Genomic DNA, 12620 nt, shown 5'->3' on the forward strand with positions numbered 1-12620 from the left:
TATGCATTTTAACCCAAGAATCAAGTCGTGAATTGACGCTTAAATCAGGACATACCAATGAAGAAAAATTCAAGACAATAAAATTTATCGTCCCAAGCAGAGATTAAAGGGGGAGCTTCGACAATAAAAACCGCCTTATAGTCTTAACAACCGTGCCACACTCTCACAACAGCGTTCTAAATTTTGCTCACCATGCTTTAATGCTGTTGCTAAATCACATGCACCATCAACAATACCAAAAATTGCACTAAAGCCTTCGGCATAAAGCTCCTCGACGCCTTCACCGATATGCCCTGCAAAAGCAATCACAGGTTTATTCAACTGCTTGGCAACTTGCGCTACCCCAAAAGGTGTTTTGCCAAACTTGGTTTGAAAATCAATACCACCCTCGCCAGTAAACACATAATCTGCTTGGGCAATTTTTTCCTCAAGTCGGGTTTCTTTAATCACGATTTCCACACCAGAGCGTATTTTTGCTCCTGTAAAAGCCATAAGTCCAAAGCCCAAACCGCCTGCAGCACCAGCACCCTGTAGATTTGCAACATCAACATTCAACTGTTGTTTCACCAACGCAGCAAAATGATCAAGGTTTTGATCTAAGATCCTAACCATCTCAGCGGTTGCTCCTTTCTGTGGTGCAAAAATAAAAGAAGCTCCATTTGGACCGCATAATGGATTGTTTACATCACTGGCAATAATAATCTCAGTCGCTTTTAAACGCGCATCGAGTTGTGAAATATCAATGCTTTTGATCTGCTGAAGCTGCCCACCACCCACGTCTACAGGATGGTTGTTTTCATCTAAAAATTTTGCCCCTAAAGCCTGTGCCATCCCGGCACCAGCATCATTGGTAACACTACCACCCAGACCAATAATGATTTTACCAACACCCAAATCCAAAGCGGCTTTGATCATTTCCCCTGTACCCAGAGTTGACGTCACTAAAGGATTACGTTGAGACTTCTCGATCAGATGAATACCGTTTGCCAGCGCCATTTCTATAACAGCTGTTTGACCGTCATCAATTAATCCCCAATAGGTCGATATTCGTTGCTGAGCCAATGGACCAGCGACCTCAACATATACTTTACGACCACTTCGTGCAGCGACCAAAGCATCGACTGTTCCCTCGCCACCATCTGCCATAGGTACATGAATAAACTGTGCATCAGCAATGACTTTTTCAATGCCTCGTTGCATTGCAAAACAGGCTTGTTCGGCTGTCATACTTTCTTTAAATGAGTCAGGCGCAAGAACAAAAACTTTAGACATGAGCAAATGTATTTTGGTGAGATTCAAAAATTAACATAACGATTTTTCGAGTATAGATAAACTAATAAATTCATAATTAAGACTAAAGAAATGACAACTATGCAACGTGTAAACCTTGGTAAGACTGCCCCAGAACTATATAAAACGGTCATCGAGCTTGAAAATTTATCTATGCAAAAAGTTCAGCAAGCTGGGCTTGATGTTGGATTCTCTCATTTGCTCAAATTAAGAGCCTCGCAAATTAACCAATGTGCTTTCTGTGTTCGTATGCATACCCAAGATGCAATTAAAGCGGGCGAGTCAACGGATCGTATTGCGTTGATTAGTGCTTGGCGTGAAAGTGAATACTTTACTGAAAAAGAACGAGCGGCTTTAATTTTAATTGAAGAGATCACTTTAATTGCCAATCAACATTTTCCAGATAGCGCTTATGAACAAGCTGCACAGCATTTATCCAGTGATGAAATCACGGCGATTGAATGGGTTGCGATTGTAATCAACACATGGAACCGTATCGCCATTTCCAGCCAGTATAAAGTCGCGAAATAAGCTGAGTTTCTACGCTTAAATCATTTATCTAGGCAACACCTCGCTTTTTAGGAGTGTTAATTGAGATAAGATTTAACTGAATACTGTTCTAGTTGCATAAAAATTTACACCAAAATACAAAACGCCTGATCTCATTGATCAGGCGTTTTGTTAAAAGCACATATGATTTAAAACATTAAATGAAACCTTAATGACTCGCAGGTGGGATTTGTTTAATTGCCGCAGCAAAGGTGAGATAGTTGACTCCTTGGAATAAAATATCCACACCTAAAAATAATCCGAGTACCCAAAAAGGAGAATCTGGTGATGCCAGAATAATTGCACCTGTTGCCAAGGTTAAAAGCCCTGAAAATAATGTCCAGCCCCATCCAGACATTGGTTTCAACATAAACGCATTAAAAATACGAATAAAACCGCCAATCAATAAAGCAATTGCCAGTAAATTGGTTAATACCACTGCAGTGGTAATCGGAGATTTAAACGCATAATAACCCGCTGCGATATACAACACACCAAACAACGCCCAAAGCCAGCGGAAGCCACCATCAAAAATTTTAAATGCTGCAATCAGGTGTAAAACCCCACCGATCATCATTAAAGCACCAAACAATGCAACAACCGTCAATGTTGCCATACCCAGTGAAGCCAATAGCACTAATCCAAAGATCACCAATAAAGCTCCAAGCAGAAGATACCATTTACGGTTTTCATGGAGTTGATGACGAACTAAATCATTTCCTACAGTACGCATAATTCTTCTCTTGGTTGTTATTCATTCATTTTATTGTTGATCTAATTCAGGTGTTTGTCTGTATAAAATCTGCATCTATACCAGAATAAAGCTTTGTTTGAGCAGAATCTAAGCAATAAACAGCACAGCTCTATACGCTACTTCACCCAACCCATTTCTTGTGCAGTGAGTCGACTGATCATGGTATCTTCTAGATCTTCAGGTGTTTTGCTTTTACTTTCTGAAAGCGCAATATAGCCGCCCATAATTTCTGCACGTTGTTGTGGATAACGTGGTTGTTGTTCAGGATTGGCATAGCCCGTCGGATAGAGTGGCTGCCCCGTTGTAAAATCATATTTGTCTTTTGCACCAAAGGTATGCAATAACTCATGTACAAGAACGACTTTATTGCTCGAACTTTGCTTTCGTGATGCAAATAGATTCACAGAGCCAATACGCCCACGCTCCAATGCAGTAGAGTGTTTCAATACTTTCTGCAACTTGGGATCATAATAATTTAAATACAGGGTCACCGATGGTGAGCCATCTTCGCCTTGATGCTGTTTCCATGCATAAAATCTAAATTTTAAACTCCACAAAACTGTATCCAAGATACGGCCTGATTCTGGAAACTTAGGTGGTAAGGTATTTAACTCACGTCCAAGCTGAAAATGAAACGAAATCGGCTGCCCCCGGAATGCTTGAGACTGCAAACCTAAATAATGTTCAATTTCCTCAAGATCATCTGTTGAAATTTGCTGAATATAGGCTGATGTGGAGCGTTGACCATCTGCATTGATCGGATGTAATAAAACAACGATTGGCTTGCTCCAATCTTGGTTCATATCGCGCCATGCGTTCACTGCAACAATCAGCAGAATGACCAGTAAAATACCAACTCGAATCTTTTTCCACATTGAATATATTCTCAATTTTTTAATCGCAATAAAAATGCTGACCTAGGCCAGCATTTTTAAATATTTATGGATTAAGCTTCTACCCATTTCCCATCTTGGTAGACCAAAGACCATTTGGTTTGTTTACCTTCTGGAGTTTCTGAACCAATATATTGTGCTTGGTTTTTACGGCTAAACTTAACCAATGTTGGATTACCATCTGGATCTTGATCAGGTGCTTGCAAGATAAACTGATACTTAGGATCAAGTTGATCTGCAACTGAACGTAACTCCGCAACCTTCGGTGCACGTGTTTCGCGTACTTTAGGGAATTTGCTTGCCGCCAAGAATAAACCCGCTGCTCCATCACGTAGAACAAAGTAATCATCATGTTTGACTGAACGTAAATGTCCCATTTTGATTGGGTCGACACGAGGTGGCGCTGGCTGACCATTTTTCAAAACTTTACGGGTATTGTCACAACTCATACAAGCGAAATATGGACCAAAACGACCCGTTTTCAACTGCATCTCGCCATCACATTTATCACATGGAATGGTTGGACCATCATAACCCTTGATTTTGAACTCGCCTTCTTCTAGCTCATAACCATCACAATCTGGGTTATTACCACAAATATGTAACTTGCGACCACCATCAATCACATAGCTGTCCATTGCAGTACCACAGACTGGACAACGTTTCTTCGACATCAAATCAGCAGTTTCAGCACTGTCATCATCAGAAAGTATAGCCAACGACTCAACTGGTGTTAAATTCAACGTCCCTTTACAACGTTCTTTTGGTGGTAAGTTATAACCAGAACAGCCAAGGAATACACCCGTCGTGCCTGTACGAATCTGCATTGGGCGTTCACATTCTTTACAGTGAACAGCTTCAACTTCTACAGGTTGATTACGGCGCATGCCGTTTTCGCCCTGTGCTGTGGTTAAACGCTTTTTAAAATCACCATAGAAACTATCTAACAGTTCTTTCCAATTACGTTCACCATCTGCAACTTTATCCAATTGACCTTCCAAATCTGCAGTAAATGCATAATTCATCAGGTTATTGAAGTTCTCGTCTAGACGATCGGTAACAATTTCGCCCATTTTCTCTGCAAAAAGACGGCGATTGTCGAGTTTGACATAACCACGATCTTGAATCGTCGAAATAATCGCAGCATAAGTCGATGGACGACCGATTCCACGTTTTTCCAATTCTTTTACTAAAGATGCTTCAGTAAAACGTGCAGGTGGTTTAGTAAAGTGTTGAGAAGGATCAAGTTTCTCAAGTTTGAGAATTTCACCCACTTTGACTGCAGGTAATAAAACATCATCATCAGACTTGTTCTGACCACGAACTTTGGTAAAACCATCAAAAACTAAAGTACGACCTTTGGCTTTGAGTTCTACACCATTGGCATCAACCAAAATCGTTGAGGATAAATACTCTGCTGGGGTCATTTGACATGCAACAAATTGACGCCAGATCAAATCATATAAACGCTGTGCATCACGCTCAACACCCGCCAAACTATCGCCTTTTAAGGCAACATTGGAAGGACGAATCGCTTCATGGGCTTCTTGCGCATTGGCTTTATTCCCATAACGATTTGCTTTAGCAGGTAAGTACTTCGCACCAAATTCAGTTTCAATATGATTACGCACCATACTGACAGCATCATCACTCAAGAATGTTGAGTCAGTACGCATATAAGTAATAAAACCAGCTTCATATAAACGCTGTGCAAGCATCATGGTTTTCTTTACAGAGAAACCTAAACGAGTACTTGCAGCTTGTTGCAAGGTTGAAGTGATATAAGGCGCACTTGGATTGACCTTCGTTGGCTTATCTTCACGTGTTGCAACTTTATATTCAGCATCTTTTAAAATTTTCAATAAAGCATCTGTTTGCGCTTTATTTTGTAATTTTAATGTTTTGCCGCCTTGTTTGACTGCTTCTAAACGAATTTCATCTTTTGCAGAATGAGTGTCTGCAAAAACTTGCCAGTATTCTTCAGGAATAAAGGCACGAATCTCACGCTCACGCTCGACCACCAATTTTACTGCAACCGACTGTACACGCCCTGCAGAGAGGCCACGCGCAATCTTTTCCCACAGTAGTGGTGAAACCATGAAGCCCACCACGCGGTCGAGAAAACGACGAGCCTGTTGCGCATTCACACGGTTTAAATCTAGACGTGTAGGTTGCTTAAATGCTTCTTGAATGGCATTTTTGGTAATCTCGTTAAAGACCACACGATGGTAACGGCTATCATCACCACCAATTACTTCTCTTAAATGCCACGCAATCGCTTCTCCTTCTCTATCCAAATCCGTTGCGAGATAGATTTCATCTGCATCTTTGGCTAGTTTTTTGAGTTCAGCGACCACATGTTCTTTGCCGGGAAGCACTTCATATTTAGCTTTCCAGCCATGCTCAGGATCGACACCCATACGATTGACTAAAGCGGATTGTGCTTTTTCAGCCTTCTGTTCATCCGTCAATTTGGTACGCGTTGCAGGCTTTTTTTCTGTCGATTTACTTGAACCACCTGTAGGTAAATCACGAACATGACCTACCGAAGACTTCACAATGTAATTTGAGCCTAAATATTTATTAATCGTTTTCGCTTTTGCAGGCGACTCCACAATCACTAATGCACGTTTTTTCCCAGCATCAGGAGAATTTGCTGTTGTGCTTTTGGATGTGGACCGAGGAGCGTTCGCCATAATAAACCACTGTTCCTATTATTAAGTTAAATTTCAGCCAATTTAAGTAAATATGCCTTCATATCATCAAGCTGTGTTGCTCTGAGGTCAGATTCTTCATCCCAATAAAGCCCTACACAGTTGGCCTGCATATCAATAGCATAAATCCCTTTTAATGCAATGGGAAAATCTTTAAATTTCTCATCACCGAGGACCACTTGAAGCTTTTGCTCTTCTACACGGGCGCGCATCAAAGCTAAGCGTGCATCTGGAATCAGTACACTATAATAAGCCACCATACTCGCACGAGACTCTGTTGCCATCGGGATTTTCGTCCACTCTGGTGCAGCCACTAAACGTGGGTGTAAGCCCATCTTGCGTGCTTTCTCTCGCATTAAACCTAATGCTTTTTCTCTAGGGCTTACGCGTAAGCCAAAAATTGAGCCCAATACAAAAACAATAATAACGAGCGCAACCCAAAGACCAGTGTGTTCCATAGTTCACCTTTTAATTCCTATATTAGAGTTGCATAAGCTGAATATAAAACGCAAGTTTAAAATTAAAATTACCGCCAATTACTGATTTTGAGGTCAGTTTAATTTCTTATTTTTCATTCATATTTTTTTCATAAAGCTCCATCCAGCTTCCCAATGACTGAATAGCACTTTGCAGCGTTTGTCCTAATTCGGTAATTTGATATTCCACTCTAGGCGGTACTTCTGGGTAAATCTGCTTGGTTATAAGTTGGTGTTGCTCCAGCAGTTTTAAATGTTTCGACAACTCTTTTTGTGGAATTGGCGCTAAAGCCTTCTGTAATTGGCTAAATCGAACAGGATGCTGTGCTTCAATAAGATGATAGACAATTGGCAATACCCATTTTCCCGAAAATAATCCAACAAATCGCATAATCGAACAATTTTGCTCATATTGCAGTGTTGTCATTTTTCCACCTTACATAAAGCTACATTTTATAGCCTTTGAGTTTAGTCTATTTCAAACCAAACAACGACTAAGTCACCAATTGGTAAGTACTTACTTTGGCAAATAAATTTTCACAATATAAGAGTTTGTAGACATTTTAGTGAAAAATATGCGATTAAAGGATAAAACGGTTTTAATTACTGGCGCAACCAGTGGAATCGGTTTTGCAGCAGCACAACGTGCAATAGAAGAAGGAGCTTTTGTTGTGTTTACTGGCCGAAATCCAGATCAAATTGTACAAACACAAGAACAATTCGGCAGCCAAAGTTTGGGCATCCAATGTGATCACTCAAGCTTAATATCACAAGATCATTTCATTGAAAAAATGCAACAATTATCCATTAAATTCGATGTGATTTATATCAATGCAGGCAATGTTAGCCATGAAGCATTTGGACAATGGACCGTTGAACAATTCGATGCGATTTTCGATACCAATGTAAAAGGTCCATTTTTCCTGATACAACGCTTACTTCCAATGATCAAGCCCCATGCTTCAGTGATTTTATGTGGTTCGACCAGTATTCATATCGCCTTAGAGAAAAGTAGCGTTTATGCCGCTTCAAAAATCGCCTTACGCTCTTTGGTCAAGACCTTATCTAGAGAACTTTTGGCCCAGCAAATACGATTTAACTTACTTTCACCAGGACCAACCTTAACCCCTGCCCTCAACAAAGTTGCGAGTACACCCGCTGAAGTTGAACAGCTCAAAGCCAGTATTGAAAATCTTGTGCCAATTCAAAGGTTGGCGGATCCAGTCGAAATTGCCAATGCCTTTATTTATCTTGCTTCTGATGAAGCTAAATTTATTGTCGGTAGCGAACTCTTGGTCGATGGTGGCGTAGCAAATTTATAAGCATAAGCAAAGTTATAAAACTATAGTGTATGGCTTAATAAAAAAGCGCTAAATATTCAAATCTAAGCGCTTTTTTATATTGCTCTGAGCAGCTTAAAAATCGCCCTAATTTAAATACATTTCATGACTATAAACAACTTCATGACCATTCCAATAAATATAGCCTTTTTCAATCAATTCTTTAAGCAATAAACGGATATCAGATTTTGGAAACATTTGCTCCAATAAATCACGCAACTCATAAATATCTTTAGGTTTATCGGTTTTTAAATTATTCAATTTATGAATAACTTCAATTTGCACTGGATCTATTTTTGCAAAGTTTTTAAACAAAACCTGATGTACTGCACCCACAGAGTCTTGCTGATCCATTTCCTGTAACACCTGATCTGAATCAACACGTAATTTTTCTAAAATTTGATCAATTTTTTCAAGTTTGATATTGGGTTGTGCTGCGGATTCAGTCTCAACTGGGTGTGCTAAAACAGGCTTGCCGATGTCAAGACTTGTCCATTGTTTCAAGACTTTTTTACGATAAGCCACCTGATCATCAAAGCGTTTGACAATTTTTAAATTGATTAACATGCCGACCAGATGCTGAGCTTTTTCTGGCACAACTTGTAAAATATTCACAATAGAATTCTTTAATTTTTCAATGGTATTCGGTTTGCCTGTCATCTCTCCCAAGGCATCGCAATACTTTTTAACCATTTGCAAATACGGCTTATTTTGAATGGTTTGTAGACTAGGTATCGAGTACTTGTTGCGTTGACGTTCCAACGTTGATTCGACTTGAATAAAACTACACGCTAGATCAGCACTACGCATCAGATCCAACAATAAGGAACAACTTGGCATCGCAGAAATGACCTCAATCTGCATCTCTGGCTCTAATAATGCCAATAATTGCCCCACCACAACTGCATATTCATATTCTTTTTCAGATGCATTCGGTACTTCTAAAATCACCACCTGACCACTGCTCACCCAGCCTGAAAATTCAGTTAAATCTTCCAGTGAGTACTGGAATTGTCCCGTACAATTGAAAAGATAGAGTGTTGGGTAATGTTCAATAATCTCCCGCAGCATTTTGGCTGTAGGTATATTATTTTCAAGATCGAGAAGAACAGCTTTATTCGGCATGGTCAAAAAGTTTGCAACTGAACAGTGGCAAGCATTACAACCAGCTTTCAACAAAAGGTCAAATAAAATTGGAAATTTAATCCTAAATTCCCAATTCCATCTGACTTAAATGTATAAGTTTTAGATTTTAAAGATAAATATTACTGGATGGTTGCAATCACTTGATCAGCCTGACACGTGCTCCCGACTTCTTTCAGCAATTCAATTTGACCACTTTGATGTGCCAAAACTTGAACTTCCATTTTCATAGCTTCCATAATTGCCACAACTTGCCCTGCACTCACTTGCTCTCCGGTTTGGACTTTCCAAGCAATGATGGCCCCATTAATAGGCGCTTGTAAGTGCTCAGGTTGAAGTGCTAACTCTGTGCTTTGCGCTGGTTGTTGCTCCACCTGAACTGCGCCTTGAGCAAACATTCCTGCAGGTAGGCCTAGACGGTGTAATTTCCCATCAATTTCGATATAGCTTAAAACCATCGCTTGTTGATGCTGAGGAATCGCACGTCGAGTTGATTTTAAGTCTTGTTTAAAGTCATTTTCAATCCAACGCGTATGGACTTTAAATTCGTCGGTAAAATCAGGCTCATTCAGCACGGCACGATGAAAATCTAAAACTGAAGCCACCCCCTCAATTTTAAACTGCTTTAAAGCACGTTTTGCGCGGCGTATTGCGATTTCACGCGTTTCCCCCGTCACAATCAGCTTTGCCATTAAAGAATCGAAATGGCTGGAAACCAGAGAGCCTGTGCGCACGCCAGTATCGACACGCACACCATGACCAAAAGGTGCTTCAAATAAACTTAGTGTACCAAATGCTGGAATAAAACCACGGCTAGGGTCTTCTGCATTGATACGAAACTCAATGGCATGACCTTGTGCTTTAGGGGTTTCTTTGATCGATAACTCTTCGCCCAAAGCCACCTGAATTTGCTCAACCACCAAATCAACGCGCGCTGTTTCTTCGGTCACAGGATGTTCAACTTGCAACCGCGTATTGACTTCTAAAAATGATAAAGTCCCATTTTGGCTCAATAAATACTCGACTGTCCCTGCTCCAACATACTGAGCAGCCTGACAAATATTTTTTGCTGAAGTTAAAATCTCTTGATAAATCTCATCACTGATAAATGGTGCAGGAGATTCCTCAACTAATTTTTGATTACGACGCTGTAAAGAACAATCACGCGTACCTAAGACCACCACATTCCCATGCAGGTCGGCAATCACTTGCGCTTCCACATGACGAGGATTGTCTAAGTACTGCTCAACAAAGCATTCGCCACGACCAAAGGCCGCTTTTGCTTCACGGACAGCAGAGTCATAGAGTTCTTTCACTTCTTCAAGCTTCCAAACCACTTTTAAACCACGACCACCACCACCAAATGCCGCTTTAATTGCAATAGGTAAGCCATATTGTTTTGCAAAGGCTAAAGCCTCATCTGCATTATTCAATGGGTCTTGTGTGCCTTGTACCAAAGGAGCACCCACTGAAGCAGCGATTTTACGTGCTTCAATTTTATCACCCAACTTGGTAATTGCTTCAGGAGATGGGCCGACCCACTTCAAGCCTGCATCAATCACAGCTTGTGCAAATTCAGCCCGTTCCGATAAAAAACCATAACCAGGATGCACCATGGTGGCTTTTGATTTTTTAGCAATATCAATAATGGCATCAATATTTAAATAGGTTTCTTTTGCGGTTGCACCAACCAAACCCCATGCTTCATCTGCAAGTTCGACATGTAAACTGCCGATATCGTCATCTGCATACATTGCCACAGAAGCAATGCCCATATCACGACAAGCATGGATAATACGCACAGCAATTTCACCACGATTGGCAATCAATAATTTTTCATTTACATATTTTTGCTGGTTCATCTTAGTTCTCGATATCTACAAATTCGGCGATTTTTCTAAATTTGATATGGCAATCCGCAGGTATTTGTGCCACCAAATCCCAATGATGCTTGGCAACCGAAGCAATCACAGGATAACCACCAGTTAATGGGTGATCATTCATAAACAATACAGGTTGACCATTGGGTGGAATCTGCAAAGCACCAATACATGTGCCTTCGCTTTCCAATTCATGGCAAATCTTACGTGTTAAGGGCGCTTTCCCAGATAAACGTAATCCCACTCGATTACTTTCATTGGTGACTAACCATGCTTGATTGCACAGTTTTTCAATACTGCTTTGCTCAAACCAATCCGTTCGAGGTCCCATCACAATATCAAGTTCAATCGTATCGCCAAGGGACGGGAGATTGGATTTTGGCACTTCGTTGATGCTGATATTGGATGGGACGACTTGACCTTGGTAAATGACATCACCCGTTTTTAAAGGGGCTGGACCAAGAATGGCTAAACTGTCAAAAGAACAGCTATTTAAAACGGGTTGAATATCCAAACCACCACGAACCGCAAGGTAATTGCGTAACCCTGCGCTCGGTGTTTGAATTTGAAATTCATCTCCCTCATCCAGTGCAATCGCCTGATAGCTGTCAAAATCTGCTTTTTGACCATCTGCAAATTTCACATGGATATTGGAAATTGCACCTGCCACGCTAATGACAGCTGAATTTTGCATGACTGCTTTTAAACCGCCATTTAGCACCTCAATCACAGGCGTATCCGTTGGATTCCCTACGATTCGATTGGCACAATGCATCGAAGCGACATCCATCGCCCCTGCTGTACCCACACCGATATTGCTGTGCTGAAAACGACCTTCATCTTGAATCGAAACTTGCAAGCCAGATGCCGTGATTTTGAATAGGGGCTGTTTTAAAGTTAAATCTTGCCGTGGTGTGATTTGCTTGGGCACATCCACAGATACAGGATGATGGGTTATATCCTCAAAATGCACCCGCATTCCTGGTCGTAAAAGCGCAGGATTTTGACGCTCCAAATCCCACATTTTTTCTGACGTTGTTCCAATCAATTGCCAGCCACCCGGACTATCTTTTGGGTAGATACCCGAGTATTGTCCAGCAAGTCCAAGTGAACCTGATGGAATTTTTTTACGCGGTGTTTTTAGACGAGGAACGTCTGTAAAGGGTAGATCAAGGCTACTCATATAAGCAAAACCTGGAGCGAACCCAATAAAGGCAACGTCCCAAGTGCTTTGATGATGTTTTAAAATCAGATCGGCTATAGAGAGGCCTTGCAGTTCCGCCACTTGTGCTAAATCTTCACCATCGTAACGAATCGGAATAATCACTTCCTGCGTATTGCGATCAAAGCCTGAATCAAGGTTTAAAGTACCAATCAAAACACTCAAGGTTTTAAAGTCAGTCTTGATTTCGTTAAAACAAATCAAAATTGTTTTTGCAGCAGGAATTAAATCTTTGATTCCATTCAAGTGTAAATTTTGCAATTTACTGTATAACGCCAAAGTCTCTTCTAAACTAGAAAGTTCAATCAAGAAACTGTCGGAATTTACCGATAAAAATCGCATTTACTGATCCTTTCTTG

Annotated in this window: 11 protein-coding genes; 2 read left to right on the forward strand and 9 right to left on the reverse strand. The window is 40.6% G+C overall.

Going from position 1 to position 12620, the window contains the following annotated elements; translation table 11 throughout:
• Nucleotides 1–135 precede the first annotated feature (135 nt).
• Entirely contained in the window at nt 136–1272 is a 1137-nt protein-coding gene (locus PYV58_RS19620) for a glycerate kinase (RefSeq protein WP_034611670.1), read from the reverse strand.
• Nucleotides 1273–1371: 99 nt separating this feature from the next.
• Between PYV58_RS19620 and PYV58_RS19625 the strand changes: the two genes are divergently transcribed.
• Nucleotides 1372–1821, forward strand: coding sequence for a carboxymuconolactone decarboxylase family protein (locus PYV58_RS19625; protein WP_034611667.1), 450 nt, complete (start codon nt 1372–1374; stop codon nt 1819–1821).
• A 187-nt stretch (nt 1822–2008) separates the two neighbouring features.
• Here the strand turns inward: PYV58_RS19625 and PYV58_RS19630 are convergent, their stop codons facing one another.
• The 5 genes from PYV58_RS19630 to PYV58_RS19650 form a co-directional block, all read right to left on the reverse strand.
• Complete coding sequence (locus PYV58_RS19630) at nt 2009–2572, reverse strand: HdeD family acid-resistance protein (RefSeq protein WP_004718021.1); 564 nt, start codon at nt 2570–2572, stop codon at nt 2009–2011.
• 137 nt (nt 2573–2709) lie between these two features.
• Nucleotides 2710–3468 (reverse strand): hypothetical protein, encoded by a 759-nt coding sequence (locus tag PYV58_RS19635; protein ID WP_034611666.1) that lies wholly within the window; start codon nt 3466–3468, stop codon nt 2710–2712.
• 71 nt (nt 3469–3539) lie between these two features.
• On the reverse strand, nt 3540–6182 hold the full coding sequence (gene topA / locus PYV58_RS19640; protein WP_034611665.1) for a type I DNA topoisomerase: 2643 nt from the start codon (nt 6180–6182) through the stop codon (nt 3540–3542).
• Between the two features lie 26 nt (nt 6183–6208).
• Complete coding sequence (locus PYV58_RS19645) at nt 6209–6658, reverse strand: ammonium transporter (RefSeq protein WP_004718027.1); 450 nt, start codon at nt 6656–6658, stop codon at nt 6209–6211.
• 106 nt (nt 6659–6764) lie between these two features.
• Nucleotides 6765–7103, reverse strand: a complete 339-nt coding sequence (locus PYV58_RS19650; protein WP_034611662.1) for a helix-turn-helix domain-containing protein — start codon at nt 7101–7103, stop codon at nt 6765–6767.
• Between the two features lie 148 nt (nt 7104–7251).
• Between PYV58_RS19650 and PYV58_RS19655 the strand changes: the two genes are divergently transcribed.
• Entirely contained in the window at nt 7252–7998 is a 747-nt protein-coding gene (locus tag PYV58_RS19655; RefSeq protein ID WP_034611659.1) for an SDR family oxidoreductase, read from the forward strand.
• A gap of 105 nt (nt 7999–8103) precedes the next feature.
• Here PYV58_RS19655 and PYV58_RS19660 read toward each other — a convergent pair whose 3' ends face one another.
• From PYV58_RS19660 to PYV58_RS19670, 3 genes are all read right to left on the reverse strand, one after another.
• The gene (locus tag PYV58_RS19660) at nt 8104–9141 is read right to left on the reverse strand and encodes a hypothetical protein (RefSeq protein ID WP_034611709.1); all 1038 of its coding nucleotides are present in this window, start codon (nt 9139–9141) and stop codon (nt 8104–8106) included.
• A 140-nt stretch (nt 9142–9281) separates the two neighbouring features.
• On the reverse strand, nt 9282–11021 hold the full coding sequence (locus PYV58_RS19665; protein ID WP_034611657.1) for a biotin carboxylase N-terminal domain-containing protein: 1740 nt from the start codon (nt 11019–11021) through the stop codon (nt 9282–9284).
• A gap of 1 nt (nt 11022) precedes the next feature.
• Nucleotides 11023–12603, reverse strand: coding sequence for an urea amidolyase family protein (locus tag PYV58_RS19670; RefSeq protein ID WP_034611654.1), 1581 nt, complete (start codon nt 12601–12603; stop codon nt 11023–11025).
• Nucleotides 12604–12620 lie beyond the last annotated feature (17 nt).

It is taken from the genome of Acinetobacter sp. TAC-1, assembly GCF_029025845.1.
GTDB lineage: Bacteria > Pseudomonadota > Gammaproteobacteria > Pseudomonadales > Moraxellaceae > Acinetobacter > Acinetobacter guillouiae.

Bases quoted from the DNA above. Each gene is read 5' to 3' on its own strand.
- PYV58_RS19620 (WP_034611670.1), bottom strand. From the start codon at position 1,272: ATGTCTAAAGTTTTTGTTCTTGCGCCTGACTCATTTAAAGAAAGTATG.
- PYV58_RS19625 (WP_034611667.1), top strand. From the start codon at position 1,372: ATGCAACGTGTAAACCTTGGTAAGACTGCCCCAGAACTATATAAAACG.
- PYV58_RS19630 (WP_004718021.1), bottom strand. From the start codon at position 2,572: ATGCGTACTGTAGGAAATGATTTAGTTCGTCATCAACTCCATGAAAAC.
- PYV58_RS19635 (WP_034611666.1), bottom strand. From the start codon at position 3,468: ATGTGGAAAAAGATTCGAGTTGGTATTTTACTGGTCATTCTGCTGATT.
- topA (WP_034611665.1), bottom strand. From the start codon at position 6,182: ATGGCGAACGCTCCTCGGTCCACATCCAAAAGCACAACAGCAAATTCT.
- PYV58_RS19645 (WP_004718027.1), bottom strand. From the start codon at position 6,658: ATGGAACACACTGGTCTTTGGGTTGCGCTCGTTATTATTGTTTTTGTA.
- PYV58_RS19650 (WP_034611662.1), bottom strand. From the start codon at position 7,103: ATGACAACACTGCAATATGAGCAAAATTGTTCGATTATGCGATTTGTT.
- PYV58_RS19655 (WP_034611659.1), top strand. From the start codon at position 7,252: ATGCGATTAAAGGATAAAACGGTTTTAATTACTGGCGCAACCAGTGGA.
- PYV58_RS19660 (WP_034611709.1), bottom strand. From the start codon at position 9,141: ATGCCGAATAAAGCTGTTCTTCTCGATCTTGAAAATAATATACCTACA.
- PYV58_RS19665 (WP_034611657.1), bottom strand. From the start codon at position 11,021: ATGAACCAGCAAAAATATGTAAATGAAAAATTATTGATTGCCAATCGT.
- PYV58_RS19670 (WP_034611654.1), bottom strand. From the start codon at position 12,603: ATGCGATTTTTATCGGTAAATTCCGACAGTTTCTTGATTGAACTTTCT.